The sequence below is a fragment of the Rosenbergiella nectarea genome, from assembly GCF_900111105.1.
GTDB lineage: Bacteria > Pseudomonadota > Gammaproteobacteria > Enterobacterales > Enterobacteriaceae > Rosenbergiella > Rosenbergiella nectarea.
In genome coordinates, this window is sequence record NZ_FOGC01000001.1 from 213,103 (window position 1) to 228,715 (window position 15,613).

The following is a 15,613-nucleotide window of genomic DNA, read 5'->3' on the forward strand; positions in this document are numbered from 1 at the left end:
TCGAATAAAGGGATTTATTCGGGGTTTTTTTATGAGGGTGAATAAAAGGTAAGAGGGGAGGCACCGGGGGAGCGTTACCCAAACAAAGATAAGGTGTTGCTTCCCATGCTCATCAGCAAAGCTTAAAAACTGTTTGGAACAAAAATATCAGGGGATTGTTGTAACGCATAGTTGAAGGCATCGGTCGCGATATCTGCCATAGATTGCCAATTTTGCGAACTGAAATCGATTCCAAGAAGTCCAGTCACAAACCAGCAAGAGGTGAAAAGCCCAAGTCCTATAAAGACGGCACTTGCCGTTTTAAGGCTATTTTGTTGGCACTTAATTTTCATCATGCTTGCCATGTACATCAGTCCTGCACTTAACAAACCCCAACGCATAACGATCAAGCTTGTTGCGAGAGCGCTCATCTTCAATCCTCATTTTTTGACCAAAGGTTTACACATTGTTGAGTTAACGAACAATGAGAAGATATCATAAAGTGTGATTTAGCTCGCATTATAGACAAAGGTGGCCGGAATTTGAAGAGTATGTTAAATAATTTGTATTTTTTGGCTCGCCATTGTTAACGAGCCTTAGCAGAAAATGGGGCAAATAAGTCTTATTAACACTAGGACAGTGACCCAACATTACTGAATGCGGGCACGGGGCGACAGCGTTGGGAGTGGCGATAAGCCGTGGGGGTCAGGTCAAACTTGCGGCGGAACACGCGAGAGAAAGTCTGCTGAGATTCGTAGCCATATTGTAACGCGATGTCAAAGACTGGGCGTTGACTGACGCATAAGGCTTCTGCTGCTTTTGCTAAGCGTCGGTCACGGATGTAGTCGCCGAGTGTTTGGCGCGTCATTGCACGGAACATTCTTTGTAAGTGCCACTTGGAATATCCGGATTTGGCGGCAACTTCATCAATCGAAAGGTTATTCCCGAGATTTTGATCGATCCACTCAGTGAGTGAAATGATGATTTCTTTTTGCATCTGATGTCATTCCTCTGTTTAGTCATCACATAATGTGATCTCGAACAAGTTTTTAAAGTATAATTCCTCAAGTTAACTTGAGGTAAAGCTTAAAAATGAAAAAAGAACGATCTCAATTAAAATCAAGACTTTCCCCAGGGGAGGTCGCGAAGCGAAGCGGGGTTGCAGTCTCTGCGCTGCACTTTTACGAGTCAAAAGGGCTAATTGCTAGCAGCCGTAATGCCGCCAACCAAAGGCGCTATAGTCGTGACGTGCTACGGCGCGTGGCGATCATTAAAATTGCGCAGCGTATTGGCTTACCCTTGGCGACCCTCAGCGAGCATCTGGCAAGTTACCCACCGGATAAACGTATTTCAGTAAAGGAGTGGGAGCAACTCACTGCGCAGTGGCGCGATGAGTTGGATAAACGTATCGAAACCTTGATCCGCTTACGGGACGACCTCAATGGTTGCATCGGTTGTGGATGCCTCTCTATGCGTGATTGCCCTCTACGTAATGCGGACGACCACTTGGCTGAGCAAGGTAAAGGCGCGGTCTTATTGGAACAAGATTCGAACGATCCAGAGCTTTCAGCTGGGGTTTTGTCTGATGAGCTGTTAGGCTCAACCAAGTTGTGACCGATAATAATAAGAAATCATACAGACCCTACTAATTGAGCACGTTTTTTACGCCGCATTGAAGGTGTTCGGTGTATTTTAGTTAAATGAGTGAGCCTGTTGCAGCCAATAGGTTTTATTGTCTTCTGGAAAGGTTACAAGGAAAGCATGGAAATTTTTTTCACCATATTGATCATGACGCTGGTGGTATCACTATCCGGCGTTGCTGCGCGAATTATTCCCTTTCAAATTCCCTTACCGCTTGTGCAAATCATTGCCGGTGCGTTGTTGGGTTGGCCAAGTTTTGGATTACATGTCAATTTTGACCCTGAACTATTCTTAGTACTGTTTATCCCACCGTTACTGTTTTCAGATGGTTGGAAAACACCGATCAATGAATTCCTGCATCATGGCCGGGAAATCATTGGTTTAGCGCTGGTGCTAGTGCTGATCACGGTGGTGGGTATTGGTTATCTGATCCACTGGACGATACCCGGTGTACCGTTAATCCCAGCTTTTGCCTTAGCCGCAGTACTCTCACCCACGGATGCCGTTGCGCTATCCGGTATCGTGGGTGAGGGGCGTATTCCGAAAAAAATCATGTCGATTGTTCAAGGCGAAGCCTTGATGAACGATGCATCCGGTCTAGTCTCCCTGAATTTCGCCATCGCGGTTGCCATGGGGTCCATGGTGTTTACTTGGTCAGGCGCCTCGCTGGAATTCTTAAAAGTCTCATTGGGGGGCTTACTGGCCGGTGTAGTGATTTGTTGGCTCTACGGTAAATCGCTTCGTTTGTTCAGTCGCTGGAGTGGTGACGATCCCGCTACACAAACCGTACTGTTAATGTTACTCCCTTTCGCCTCTTATCTTATCGCTGAGCACCTCGGTACCTCAGGCATCTTGGCCGCTGTCGCCGCAGGGATGACCATTAGTCGTTCCGGTATTATTCGCCAAGCGCCGCTGGCGATGCGTCTACGGGCTAATAGTGTCTGGCAAATGCTTGAATTCGTGTTTAACGGTATGGTGTTCTTAATGCTGGGTTTACAGTTACCAGGGATATTAGAAACCACTCTCACCGAAGCAGAAGTTGATAACAACGTTAATATTTGGATCCTATTGTTCGCGGTGGCGATGATCTATTTGGCGTTAATCGTGGTACGTTTTGGCTGGTTATTGCTGATGCAAAGGATTAGTAAACGCTTACTTAAGAAGCGTCCAATGGAGTTCAGCAACTACTCTCTACGCGAGTTGTTAGTGGCGACCTTTGCGGGCGTTCGTGGTGCGGTAACACTGGCGGGCGTCTTATCAATCCCTTTATTTTTACCGAATGGGGAAAATTTCCCGGCGCGTTACGAATTGGTATTTTTAGCCACTGGGGTTATCCTCTTTTCGCTATTGGCGGGTGTCGTCATTTTGCCGGTATTACTTAAAGGCGTTTCCGGGATCGACAAAGGCGAGACAGGACGAGAACTACGTAATGCCCGCTCTATCATGGCGAAATCGGGTATTGATAGCTTGTATAAAATGGAAGAGCGCTTGGCAAAAGATACCAATGAGAATATCGATCCGGAAATATTGAAGGAGGTCAGTTCTCGGGTTATCGGGCAGTTACGTCGGCGGCTCGACGATAAAGACGATGTCGAACAAGCCATGTTTATGGAGAATCTGGAGAGACGGTTGCGGCTCAATGCATTGCGTGCCGAACGAGCAGAGGTTTACCACTTACGGGCGACCAAACAGATCTCTGATGAATCAATGCGTAAGCTCCTTCGTGATTTAGACCTTCTTGAAGCACTGCTTATCGAAAAAGAAGAGTAGTTCTTGGCCCCATCCTGCAAGGATGGGGCCAGTCACCTTAGCATAGGTCGATAATTTTTATTCATTTCACTGTCGGATCGCCTCGCTATATACTTAATCCTTATTGAGACAATTACGAGGCACCCGTATGTCCACTTTATGGCGCAGCATACGCCAGAAGTTGGTAACCGATTCTCTGTGGCAAGTCCCGCTGCAGCTCTGTATCTATATCTGGTTATACCTGTTAGCCGGCTTATTGGTGACTCTTTTCCATCTCCCCCTCCCAGCAAATGTTATCGGTTTAAGTATTTTGCTGCTGCTCATTATGTTGCGTATCGTTCCGGTTAAGTGGATCCGCGCGGGTGGAAACTGGCTATTAGCAGAGATGCTACTTTTCTTTATTCCCGCCGTCGTAGCGGTGGTCAATTATGGCCCGCTATTGCGCAGTGAAGGGTGGAAAATTGTGGCAGTGATAGGGTTGAGTACCCTATTGGTACTAGGCGCTACCGGTTTGGTGGTCGAACGAGTATTCCGTTACGAAATAGCTCGAGCCCAACGTAAGTTAGGGGCTAATGATGAGTAATATGCTCGCGAATCTTAGCTGCTTAGTGCTGACCGTCGTTGTCTACTATCTTAATAAACGTCTTTATCGACGTTGGCGCTTACTACTGCTGATGCCCTTGGTCTTCACACCATTAGTATTAATTATTTTACTGCTAACCACCCATATCTCTTGGGAAAACTATATCGGCGACAACCATTGGTTGATCTGGTTGCTAGGTCCGGCGACACTGGCCTTTGCGATTCCGGTCTATGAAAACCTTGGCCTGATTCGAAGACATTGGATGTCTCTCGGGGCAGGAGTGCTGACGGCGGTAGTGGTGGCCGTGTTAAGCTCTGTCTGGCTGGCCCGTCTATTCTCGTTACCAGAAATGGTTGAGCGCAGTCTCTCGGTACGATCCATCACAACTCCTTTTGCGTTGGCTGCGGCTAAACAAGTAGGGGGGCAACCCGATTTAGTCGCTTTATTTGTAGTGATTACTGGGGTCTTTGGTATGGCCATTGGAGACTTTCTTTTCCTGCGATTAATGATTAAACAGAGCATTGCGAAAGGCGCGAGCTTGGGCGCGGCTTCTCATGGAGCTGGTACCGCGAAAGCCTATCAATTGGGGCCAGAAGAGGGGGTGGTGTCCAGTTTAGTGATGATGCTGGCGGGCATAATGACGGTGCTGTTAGCGCCTTTTATTCGCTTACTTTTTTAAGAAGCGGGTCACTGCATGGCAGTGACCCTTGAGGCTTAAGGCTGCTTAATACTCTGCTTTTCTTCTAATAATTTCTCAACCACACCCGGATCCGCTAATGTCGACGTATCGCCAAAGTTAGAGGTATCGCCTGCCGCGATTTTTCGCAAAATACGGCGCATAATCTTACCGGAACGTGTCTTAGGTAGCATCTCTGCCCAGTGCAGAACGTCAGGGGTCGCGATGGGGCCTATTTCTTTACGTACCCATTGACGAACCTCGCTATATAGCTCGCTACTCGGCTCTTCACCGCTATTAAGCGTGACATAAGCGTAGATAGCTTGGCCTTTAATGGAGTGCGGAATACCGACCACTGCCGCTTCAGCGATTTTAGGATGTGAGACTAATGCGGACTCGATTTCGGCGGTGCCTAAACGGTGGCCTGAAACGTTTAACACATCATCTACCCGGCCGGTGATCCAATAGTAGCCATCTGCATCACGACGAGCGCCATCACCGCTAAAATAGCTGTTTTGGAAGGTGGAGAAGTAGGTTTGTTCAAAACGTTGATGATCCCCAAACAGCGTACGTGCTTGGCCCGGCCATGAGTCGGTGATCACTAAATTACCTTCGCAAACGCCTTCTTGAATGACCCCTTCATTATCGACTAAGGCGGGTTTCACCCCGAAGAAAGGACGGGTTGCCGAACCAGGTTTCAAAGGTGTTGCTCCCGGTAAGGGGGCAATCATAAAACCGCCAGTCTCGGTTTGCCACCAAGTGTCGACAATGGGACAGCGACTATTGCCCATTTTGCTGAAAAACCACTCCCACGCTTCAGGGTTGATCGGCTCACCGACCGATCCCAGCACACGCAGTGAACTGCGATCGGTACCTTGGATCGCTTTATCGCCTTCTGCCATCAACGCACGGATGGCTGTTGGCGCAGTATAGAGGATGGTGACCTGATATTTGTCGACCACTTCTGCCATCCGCGAGGCGGTTGGCCAGTTTGGAACGCCTTCGAACATAACGGTTGTCGCGCCGCACGCCAGTGGTCCATAAAGCAAATAGCTGTGTCCTGTGATCCAGCCGACATCCGCGGTACACCAATAGATATCATCTGGCTGATAATCAAAGACATATTTGAAGGTGGTTGCGGCATAAACTAAATAACCGCCCGTGGTGTGTAACACCCCCTTTGGCTGTCCGGTAGACCCAGAGGTATAAAGAATAAATAAAGGATCTTCGGCGTTCATCGACACGGGTTGGTGTTCAATCGGGGCGTCGGCCATCAGTTCATGCCACCAGCAATCGCGGGGCGCATGCCAACTAGGTGATTGACCGGTACGGGAATAGACGATGACGTTTTTCACGCTGGTCACGGCAGGATTGGCTAAGGCATCATCGACATTCTTCTTCAACGGAATCGGTCGTCCGGCACGTAAGCCTTGGTCGGCGGTGACCACTAACTTGGCTTGGCTATCGATAATCCGCCCCGCTACGGCATCCGGTGAGAAGCCACCAAAAATCACTGAGTGAATGGCACCAATTCGTGCACAGGCCAGCATTGCGACCGCGGCTTCGGGGACCATTGGCATGTAGAGAGCGACGACGTCTTGAGGTTTAATCCCCATTGACGTCAGCACATTCGCGAACTGACAAACTTGTTGATGTAATTCTCGGTAGGTCAGGGTTCGACTTTCGGTACCGTCATCGCTTTCCCAGATAATCGCCTTTTTATCGGCATGTTGGGCCAGATGGCGGTCTAAACAGTTAGCGGCTAAGTTAAGCTGGCCATCTTCGAACCAACGAATGTCGATGTTACCTGGTTCAAATCGGGTGTTTTTAACAGTATTAAAAGGGGTAATCCAATCAATGATCTGTGCGTGTTCCTGCCAGAATGCAGTGGGGTCGTCTACGGATTGTTGATAGAGCGCAGCATACTGCTCTTCGTTTATCAGTGTGTTGGCAGCAATGGCATCCATAATGGGGTGGGTAATGGGTTGGCTCATGACAGGTCTCCTTTTTTGTTGATTTTATGTGAAATGGTGAATGATAAAAGACCGAGCCGGTGATTTGTTTAGGTTATGTGCCAGAGATCACGGGATTGCATCGTTATTTACCGACGAGTCGAATTTATCGGTATCCTCAGCCATTCTGGCAAAATCAGCCATGATTGCCTAGCTGCTAGCAGGGTCTAGAAAAATTTTTTTTCAAAACGTGCGCTTTTTTTGCAGTGAAATTTATTCTTTTAGAAGATAGGGTTATAAAAAACGAGCCTCTATATAAGATAATTGATTATTGAAAGGGAATTATCCGATGTTTATCAAAGCTTGCGCTCGGCAGACAGAAAATGGTAATACATAGCACACAAAATCGCAGGAGGCGGTTTTAGCACACAAACATCAAAAGACTTGCCCGTTTTATTTTTGGCATTTTTATTTCTGCGTACTTCTCTTGTCACTGAAGAGTGAAAGGCAGTTTGACTGAGGAAACCACTATTCTATGAAAGGCTTCAAAATCACTCTCGCTTGGCAAATCCTAATTGCACTGATTTTAGGTATTGTTGCCGGAAGCATCCTTCACAATGCACCAGATAGCCGCGATTGGCTGGTGGTCAACATTTTAAAACCTGCGGGTGACATCTTTATTCATTTGATCAAAATGATTGTCATTCCGATTGTTGTCTCGTCGTTGATTGTCGGTATTGCCGGTGTCGGTGACGCGAAGAAATTGGGGCGTATCGGCCTTAAAACAATCATTTATTTTGAGGTGATCACCACCATTGCTATCGTGGTTGGCCTGACATTAGCCAACGTGTTCCATCCAGGAACCGGTATTGATATGTCTGTGTTAACCACTACCGATATTTCAAAATACGAAGCCACCACGCAACAGGTACAGAATGGACCACACAGTTTAGTGGCCACTATCCTGTCGGTCATTCCGCAAAACATCTTTGTGTCCTTTGCGAATGGTGACATGTTGGCGATTATCTTCTTCTCAGTATTATTTGGTTTAGGCTTATCCTCGCTGCCCGCCGAACACCGCGATCCGCTGGTCTCTGTTTTCCGCTCGACGGCGGAAACCATGTTCAAAGTGACCAACATGATCATGCGTTATGCGCCAGTCGGGGTGTTTGCACTGTTAACCGTGACCGTGGCGAACTTTGGTTTTGCTTCGCTTTACCCACTGGCGAAGTTAGTCATCTTGGTCTATGCCGCTATCCTACTGTTTGCTTTCGTTATCTTGGGTGGTGTCGCGAAGCTATGTGGTTTAAATATCTGGACACTGATACGCTTACTCAAAGACGAGCTGATCCTCTCCTATTCCACCTCCAGTTCAGAGACCGTTCTTCCACGTATCATGGAAAAGATGGAAGCTTATGGTGCACCAAAGTCTATCACTAGCTTCGTGGTACCGACGGGTTATTCGTTTAACTTAGATGGCTCCACCCTCTATCAAAGTATTGCGGCAATTTTCATTGCTCAACTTTACGGTATCGAGCTTACCTTGACGCATCAGATCGTTTTAGTCCTCACCTTGATGGTGACGTCCAAAGGTATCGCAGGGGTTCCAGGTGTCTCCTTCGTGGTACTACTGGCAACGCTGGGTAGCGTAGGGATCCCACTAGAAGGTTTGGCCTTTATCGCCGGGGTCGACCGTATTATGGATATGGCACGTACTGCATTAAATGTGGTGGGTAATGCCTTAGCTGTACTGGTTATCTCTTGCTGGGAAAAACAGTTTGATGTGAATAAAGCGCGGGCTTACGAACAACAAATGTTGGGGACGTCGCGTGCTAAATAACTGACTATTGATCATTAATCAGTCGGGAGTGCATGATACGGGTCAATACCGTTCATCACTCCCGTTTTTTTTGTCCAAAATAAGGCTTGATTATGTCCCTTACTCTCCATCGTCTCGTGACCGAAGGTCGCAATATCGCCAGTGAAAATATCGATCAGTTATCGACGGCTGAGATGTTGAAAGTTATTAATGATGAGGATAAAAAAGTTGCCCTTGCAGTTGAGGCGATTTTACCGGAAATCACTCAGGCAGTAGAGGCGATCACCGCGGCTTTCGCACAAGGTGGGCGGTTAATCTATAGCGGCGCGGGGACTTCAGGTCGGCTAGGTGTTCTGGATGCTAGTGAATGCCCACCAACGTTTGGGACTTCGCCTGAGCAGGTGATTGGACTGATTGCCGGCGGGCATAAGGCGATTTTACAAGCTGTTGAGAATGCAGAAGATAATGCAGAGCAAGGGGCTAGAGACTTACAGATTATTGACTTTAGCGCACAAGATATTTTAGTGGGTATCGCCGCCAGCGGTCGTACTCCTTATGTCTTGGGAGCCTTGGGATGGGCTAAACAGCGTGGTGCGGTCACTATAGCAATCAGTTGCAATGCGCAAAGTCCGATGGCGGAGTGTGCCGATATTGCGCTCAGTGCGGTAGTGGGGCCAGAAGTCGTAACGGGCTCATCTCGGCTAAAGGCGGGGACCGCCCAAAAGATGATTCTGAATATGTTGACGACGGGGGCAATGATCCGCAGCGGCAAAGTGTTTGGGAATTTGATGGTGGATGTTGAAGCCACCAATCAGAAGCTCATTCAACGCCAGAAAAATATCGTTATCGATGCCACTGGCTGCTCCACGGAGGAGGCCGAACTGGCCCTTAAGGCCTGTAATGGACAGTGTAAAACCGCAATACTCATGCTCTTGGCGGAGTTAACGGCTGAGCAGGCTCAAGCGCTGTTAATCGAACACAAAGGGTTTATTCGTTCCGCGCTGATAGCATCCGGGAATAAATAACGAAATGATTATATTTATCATTTGAAAAATCCATTACACTCTTAGCGTTTCTCAACATGATCAGCGCTAAGGGCTCTGTTTGACGGTCCACTGCGCAATGACAGAGGTAATGACTATGCAACGCAATTCTCTTTTCCGTCCATTGTTACTGGTGACAGCGCTATTTTCAGCGAGTGTATTTGCCGAGGAAGCACAAACGCTGACTCAACCCGTTTCGAAAGGACTTTACGAACTGGCGTATGGCCAATCTTCTCAGCAATTATATGTCGCGAGTGCGGGTAGCCGACAAGAAACCGGCGGCGCGGTGTATGTGCTTAACCCACAAAGCTTGAAAACCGAGCAAGTCATTAAAGAACCGCTTAAGCCTTTCGGCGTTGCCATCGATAATACCCAGCACATTCTTTATACCGGTAATACGCGCGATGGCTCGATTACTGCGATTGACTTACAAACCCAAAAAGTCATCGCTCAACAGGTGGTTGAAACACGTCAACGTACCGAGTCTTTTAGACCACCACAAGTTCGTGAAATTGCGGTCGATCCCACTACGCATCAGGTTTATGCCACCGGGGTAGGGGCTGATAGCGTGGTGTGGGTATTGGACGGTAAATCACTGAAAGTGATCAAAACCATTTCTGGCGTGGGTAAAATGGCGACGGGACTTGCGATAGATGCTAAGCAGCATGCGCTCTATCTCTCCAATGCTGATGCAGAATGGATTAACATTGACACGCAAACTCATAGCATTGTCAAACGGACAAAACTGGATTTACCGGGTGACCATATGCTGTTAAACATCAGCTTGGATACGGCGGGTCATCGTGCCTTTATTGCTGATTTTAAACAGCCGCAAGTTGTGGTTATTGATACCCAAACAAACAAAGTTTTGACGAGCATTAAGGTTCCGGAATCGCTAGGAGTACTGTTCAATGCGCAGCGCCAAGAGCTTTATGTGACGCATCGTAAGGCCGGTACAGTCAGTATTGTCGATACGAAAACCTATCAGGTAAAACGTACGGTTAAAACGGACGGTATGCCGAATAGCCTAGCGTTATCCGATAAGGGGGATGTGCTGTATGTCAGCGTTAAGCAACCTTCTTCTCGTGAGAAAGAAGCGACCCAGCCAGACACTGTCTTACGCATCACCTTATAATAAAAAAAGGCCTCATTATGAGGCCTTTTTCCGTTATCACTCTTTAAACAAGATTGATAATTTCCCGCCCGGTTCGGCTAATTTGGCTAGCTTCTTCTCATTGACGGTTTTACGTTGCCCCAATTGCGATAAGGTCGGGGAGTCGGCTTTATCAGTGGAATGTTGGCTACCTTGTGCGGCGACCAAGGTTGCAGCTGCCTGCTGTAGATAGGCCATATAGCCTGCTTTGGTCGAGAGCTGCTGAGCGTTTACGGGCTGTTGGGTGCGCAGCCAGCTACCTAGGTAAAACTCTAAGAACGGCGGTGCTTGGTCTGGCTTATCGTAGGCGATGCCCCGTAAGAAATAGACAATTGAGCGATAAGGATCGTTCTGCATGGTCTGCAGACTCACTTGCTGGGGTAACTGCGCAGGGCTAACCGGTTTACCTTGTGGATCTTCCAGCCAGGTTAAATGCTGTTGTTGCATGGTACTCCAGAACTGATCCATTGAAGCGAGCTGGCTGAAATCATTGGTGATGCGTACCGCAAAGGGAAAATCCTGATTATTGGCTAGCGCCCGATAGGTCGATACCGTGTGGTGGCCATCGGTAAGATAGATATGATGGTCCGGCGCAATGACTGCACTTTTCACGTCGTCCGGCTCAGTCCCAACCGCAGCAAGACAGGTAAAACTGGTGGGCTGTGCGAGAGAGGATTGGCTATCGAATGTTTTTACCCCTTTCGCTCCAATATCTTCACAGAAATCGTCAAACAGCTCCTGTCGATCGCCTTGTAATGTAGCCACTTTATAGTTAACTTCATCGGCACCAATCGCCGGTTGAGTGGGGCGGATCTCGCTGACATTGAGTGTTTTAACCGTCTGGGCGAAAGAGAGGGGGCTGCACGATAAGCCCGCTGTGATTAACGAAGCAAGTAGAACCGGGGTAACGCGTTTCATTATCTTCTTCCTCATAATGGGGGATAAAAAAAGGTGAGTTGCCTCACCTTTCCTCTATCATTCATCAGTCTGAGGCATCATTGATTAAGTCGTGGTGGGACTTATCCTTGAGGATCATCTCAAAACTATGAAGACGCTTATAGATTGACATCAATTCAACTAACGTGGACCATGAATTGATCAAATATTGGAACGATGAGCGCACTTGATCAAATACGTTGGAGATTTGATTCATTAATCCTAAGGTAATGGTTCCTGCGACGATGGCTGGGAAGAGAACAAATAACCCAAAGATATTATCGACTTGCAGATACAGAATACGTGTAATATTAAAGTAGAGATAATGGAAGTAGAGACGAAAATAGTTATAGCGCACTTGGTTATAGAGCGCTTTCACGGTCGGTGGCGCAGCCCGATTTGCATCATCCTCACCATAGACTAACTCTTTACGATAGGCTGCCTCTACCCGTTGATTTTTAAAGGATAGACCCGGTAGTTTAATCCCAACAACCGCTAACAAAGCCGTCCCAAATAGTGACCAGACAATGGCAATGATAACCAGAGCATAAGGGATATCGCCAATAATCGGCACCGATTTTACGTGTACGGAAAGCTGTGCCAAGATCGGTAGAAACGCGATCAACGTCATAATCGCTTGCAGCAAGCTAACGCCCCAGCTTTCCAAGGTATCGGCGAAGCGCATCGTATCTTCTTGCACCCGCTGAGAGGCCCCTTCGACATGACGTAACTGTCCCCAATTCGCCATAAAGAAGTTATTCATCGCCGTACGCCAACGAAATACCCAGTGGCTGACGAAGAAATTATTTAACACACCCACTACTACGGCGACTAAAGCAATGCCGAGAAACGCGTAGATTTGTTGATAAAAATCTTCGATTTTTACCGATCCTGCTTTGCCGAGGGCTTTTTGGATAAGGTCGCCAAAGGGCGCATACCAGGCATTTATCGCGACGCCAACTTGAACGCCAAACCACGTTGAAAAAATGATGAGGGCCAATCCCCAGACAGACCAGCGTTGCCAAGGATGGTGATCAATCAAACGCCACACGACGGCGAAGATCGTCACGGCGGCCCAGAAATAGAGGTAGAACCAGAGATAACTGAGTTGCCAAAACCGCGCGACGGTTGTTGGTAGCGGTGCCAGAAAAGTCTTGGCGAGTGACGGAAAATGGGCCGGCAGCTGTGCGGCGACACCGAACCAAAAAAGGACCACGACCAAACTCCAAACGGCTGCACTAATGAAAAAGAGCAGTGGGCGTGGGAAATAGCACTTAAACATGATAACTCCCTGAAAAATTAACTTCGGCGGTGACTATACTAAATTAACCGGCTGGAGAAGGATTTTACTGGCGATTAAAAAACATATTCTGATGAAAAGATGTTAAATCTCGTCACAAAAAATAAGTAGATATGATTTTTGATGTTACTCAACTGTGTTACAATTTAATTGTTACCGGTAACAGGCCTATAAAAATACGACAGCGTTACCGAACAACACTGTCACGCTATCTTTCAATTATTCATGCTGCATTATTTGCAGTGTTAAGGCAATGTCATGTCAGAACAAAAAAACGGCCAGTCACGCCGTGATTTTCTGCTGAAAACTATCGCCATCGCGCCAGCCATGGCTGTTGGGACGGCAGGGATAGGGGCGCTAGAGAGTCGAAGTGTCTTGGCCGCAGACAGCACCCGTTCTGCCCATTCTCAGGCGAGAGATTACCAACCCTCTTGGTTTACGGCTGAAGAATTTGCATTCATTACTGCCGCCGTAACGCAACTGATCCCGAAAGATGAGCGTGGCCCAGGTGCACTGGAGGCGGGGGTTCCTGAGTATATAGACCGTCAAATGAATACGCCTTATGCGACCGGTGCAAACTGGTATATGCAGGGGCCATTCACGCCTGATGTTGATAAAGCGTTTGGTTATCAGCTGCCATTAGTCCCGCAGCAAATTTATCGATTGGGAATTGCCGAGGCGAATCATCAAAGTCAGCAGCAATACGGTAAGATTTTTGCGGATCTTAACGCGGCACAACAAGTTGAATTTCTTAAGTCCTTGGAAAGCGGCAAAGTGAATTTCCAACAGCTGCCGTCAAAAACCTTCTTCTCATTCCTCCTGCAAAATACTCGCGAAGGCTTCTTTAGCGACCCTATCCACGGTGGTAACCAAGGATTAGTGGGGTGGAAATTGATTAATTTCCCAGGCGCGCGTGCAGACTTTATGGATTGGGTGGAGCGTGGTGAACGTTACCCATTACCACCAGTATCGATTCGGGGTGAGAGAAGCTAATTATGGCTAATGAACAGAAAAAAGTAGATGCGGTAATCGTCGGCTTCGGTTGGGCGGGTGCGATTATGGCAAAAGAGTTAACCGAAGCGGGCCTGACAGTGGTCGCGCTAGAGCGTGGTCCCCATCGTGATACATACCCCGATGGGGCCTACCCACAATCGATCGACGAATTAACGTATAACGTTCGAAAAAAACTTTTCCAAGATCTGTCTAAAAGTACCGTAACCATTCGACACAACCCTGCGCAAACTGCCGTCCCTTACCGCCAGCTTGCCGCATTCTTACCGGGTACGGGTACAGGTGGCGCAGGATTACACTGGTCGGGCGTCCACTTGCGCGTTGACCCAGCTGAATTGCGTCTGCGTAGCCATTACGAAGAGCGTTATGGGAAAAACTTTATTCCAGAAGGGATGACGATCCAAGATTTCGGCGTAACTTACGACGAACTCGAACCGTTCTTTGATCAATCAGAAAAAGTGTTTGGTACCTCAGGCACCGCCTGGTCGATCAAAGGCAATGTTGTGGGTAAAGATAAAGGGGGTAACCCTTATGCGGGTGATCGCTCGCAAGACTTTCCGCTCCCTGCCCAGAAAAGAACCTATTCTGCACAATTGTTCTATAAGGCCGCACAAGCGGTTGGTTATCATCCCTACGATCTGCCTTCAGCTAATACCTCTGGACCTTATACCAATACTTATGGGGCGCAAATGGGGCCGTGTAACTTCTGCGGTTATTGCAGTGGTTACGCCTGTTACATGTATTCTAAGGCTTCGCCGAACGTTAATATTCTACCGGCGCTTCGCCAAGAGCCTAAATTTGAACTGCGAAACGATTCCTATGTGCTGAAAGTAAACCTGACGGACGATAAAAAGCGCGCAACAGGTGTCACCTACGTGGATGCACAAGGTCGGGAACAGATCCAACCAGCAGATTTAGTGATCCTCTCGGCATTCCAATTCCATAACGTCCACCTAATGTTGTTATCTGGAATCGGTAAGCCGTACAACCCGATTACCAATGAAGGGGTGGTCGGTCGTAACTTTGCCTACCAGAACATGTCGACCCTTAAAGCCTTGTTCGATAAAAATACCACCACCAACCCGTTTATCGGAGCCGGCGGAGCCGGTGTTGCCGTGGATGACTTTAACGCGGACAACTTTGACCATGGTCCGCATGGTTTTGTCGGTGGGTCACCCCTCTGGGTAAACCAAGCAGGCGTGAAACCCATTTCTGGGCTTCCTGTGCCTGCTGGCACGCCAGCGTGGGGAAGTGAGTGGAAAGCCGCCGTTGCAGACACTTATACCCATCATGTCTCGATGGATGCTCATGGCGCCCATCAGTCATACCGTAATAACTATTTAGATCTCGATCCCAACTACAAAGACATTCATGGGCAGCCGCTGCTCCGGATGACATTCGATTGGCAAGAGAACGACATTAAAATGGCACAGTTTATGGTGTCTAAGATGCATAAAATTGCCGAAGCGATGAATCCTAAAGCGATTTTAGGGGCAGCAAAAAAAGAGGGCGCGCATTTCGATACCACCTCTTATCAGACAACCCATATGAACGGCGGCGCAATCATGGGTGAAAACCCGTCGACCAGTGCTATTAACCGTTATCTGCAAAGTTGGGACGTGCATAACGTCTTCGTGCCGGGAGCGTCAGCGTTCCCACAGGGGCTTGGCTATAACCCGACCGGACTGGTGGCGGCCCTGACGTATTGGTCGGCTAAAACCATCCGTGAGGTGTACCTCAAGAACCCAGGCCCACTGGTTCAGGCATAAGG

Annotated in this window: 14 protein-coding genes; 9 read left to right on the forward strand and 5 right to left on the reverse strand. The window is 48.0% G+C overall.

Translation table 11 applies throughout. From position 1 onward, the window contains the following. Positions 1-122 precede the first annotated feature (122 nt). On the reverse strand, positions 123-410 hold the full coding sequence (locus tag BMX14_RS01040; RefSeq protein WP_092671467.1) for a YjcB family protein: 288 nt from the start codon (positions 408-410) through the stop codon (positions 123-125). Between the two features lie 200 nt (positions 411-610). Beyond that, on the reverse strand, positions 611-976 hold the full coding sequence (gene soxS / locus BMX14_RS01045) for a superoxide response transcriptional regulator SoxS (RefSeq protein WP_092671470.1): 366 nt from the start codon (positions 974-976) through the stop codon (positions 611-613). Positions 977-1,071: 95 nt separating this feature from the next. Here soxS and soxR point away from each other — a divergent pair, with 95 nt between their 5' ends. The 4 genes from soxR (at position 1,072) to BMX14_RS01065 (ending at position 4,631) form a co-directional block, all read left to right on the forward strand. Beyond that, positions 1,072-1,593, forward strand: coding sequence for a redox-sensitive transcriptional activator SoxR (soxR, locus tag BMX14_RS01050; protein WP_092671473.1), 522 nt, complete (start codon positions 1,072-1,074; stop codon positions 1,591-1,593). 147 nt (positions 1,594-1,740) lie between these two features. After that, on the forward strand, positions 1,741-3,390 hold the full coding sequence (locus tag BMX14_RS01055) for a Na+/H+ antiporter (RefSeq protein ID WP_092671476.1): 1,650 nt from the start codon (positions 1,741-1,743) through the stop codon (positions 3,388-3,390). Between the two features lie 127 nt (positions 3,391-3,517). Then, the gene (locus tag BMX14_RS01060) at positions 3,518-3,952 is read left to right on the forward strand and encodes a CidA/LrgA family protein (RefSeq protein WP_092671479.1); all 435 of its coding nucleotides are present in this window, start codon (positions 3,518-3,520) and stop codon (positions 3,950-3,952) included. Further along, entirely contained in the window at positions 3,945-4,631 is a 687-nt protein-coding gene (locus BMX14_RS01065; protein WP_092671482.1) for an LrgB family protein, read from the forward strand. Before BMX14_RS01060 ends, BMX14_RS01065 begins: the two co-directional genes overlap by 8 nt. A gap of 35 nt (positions 4,632-4,666) precedes the next feature. On the opposite strand, the gene acs is transcribed toward BMX14_RS01065, so the two are convergent. Beyond that, the gene (gene acs / locus BMX14_RS01070; protein WP_092671485.1) at positions 4,667-6,622 is read right to left on the reverse strand and encodes an acetate--CoA ligase; all 1,956 of its coding nucleotides are present in this window, start codon (positions 6,620-6,622) and stop codon (positions 4,667-4,669) included. A 493-nt stretch (positions 6,623-7,115) separates the two neighbouring features. Here acs and gltP point away from each other — a divergent pair, with 493 nt between their 5' ends. The 3 genes from gltP (at position 7,116) to yncE (ending at position 10,577) form a co-directional block, all read left to right on the forward strand. Further along, a complete protein-coding gene (gene gltP / locus BMX14_RS01075) occupies positions 7,116-8,420 on the forward strand; it encodes a glutamate/aspartate:proton symporter GltP (protein WP_092671488.1) in 1,305 nt (434 codons plus the stop codon). Positions 8,421-8,512: 92 nt separating this feature from the next. Beyond that, positions 8,513-9,424, forward strand: a complete 912-nt coding sequence (gene murQ, locus BMX14_RS01080) for an N-acetylmuramic acid 6-phosphate etherase (protein ID WP_092671491.1) — start codon at positions 8,513-8,515, stop codon at positions 9,422-9,424. Positions 9,425-9,539: 115 nt separating this feature from the next. Next, positions 9,540-10,577 carry a 7-bladed beta-propeller protein YncE gene (yncE, locus tag BMX14_RS01085; protein WP_230527206.1) on the forward strand — a complete coding sequence of 346 codons (1,038 nt, stop codon included), beginning with the start codon at positions 9,540-9,542 and terminating at the stop codon, positions 10,575-10,577. Between the two features lie 36 nt (positions 10,578-10,613). Here yncE and BMX14_RS01090 read toward each other — a convergent pair whose 3' ends face one another. Continuing rightward, positions 10,614-11,513, reverse strand: coding sequence for a ParB/Srx family N-terminal domain-containing protein (locus BMX14_RS01090; protein ID WP_177173063.1), 900 nt, complete (start codon positions 11,511-11,513; stop codon positions 10,614-10,616). A gap of 64 nt (positions 11,514-11,577) precedes the next feature. Then, complete coding sequence (gene sbmA, locus BMX14_RS01095; RefSeq protein ID WP_092671500.1) at positions 11,578-12,813, reverse strand: peptide antibiotic transporter SbmA; 1,236 nt, start codon at positions 12,811-12,813, stop codon at positions 11,578-11,580. A 276-nt stretch (positions 12,814-13,089) separates the two neighbouring features. Here sbmA and BMX14_RS01100 point away from each other — a divergent pair, with 276 nt between their 5' ends. Then, a complete protein-coding gene (locus BMX14_RS01100) occupies positions 13,090-13,824 on the forward strand; it encodes a gluconate 2-dehydrogenase subunit 3 family protein (RefSeq protein ID WP_092671503.1) in 735 nt (244 codons plus the stop codon). Positions 13,825-13,826: 2 nt separating this feature from the next. Next, on the forward strand, positions 13,827-15,611 hold the full coding sequence (locus tag BMX14_RS01105; RefSeq protein ID WP_092671506.1) for a GMC family oxidoreductase: 1,785 nt from the start codon (positions 13,827-13,829) through the stop codon (positions 15,609-15,611). The last annotated feature ends 2 nt before the right edge of the window (positions 15,612-15,613 follow it).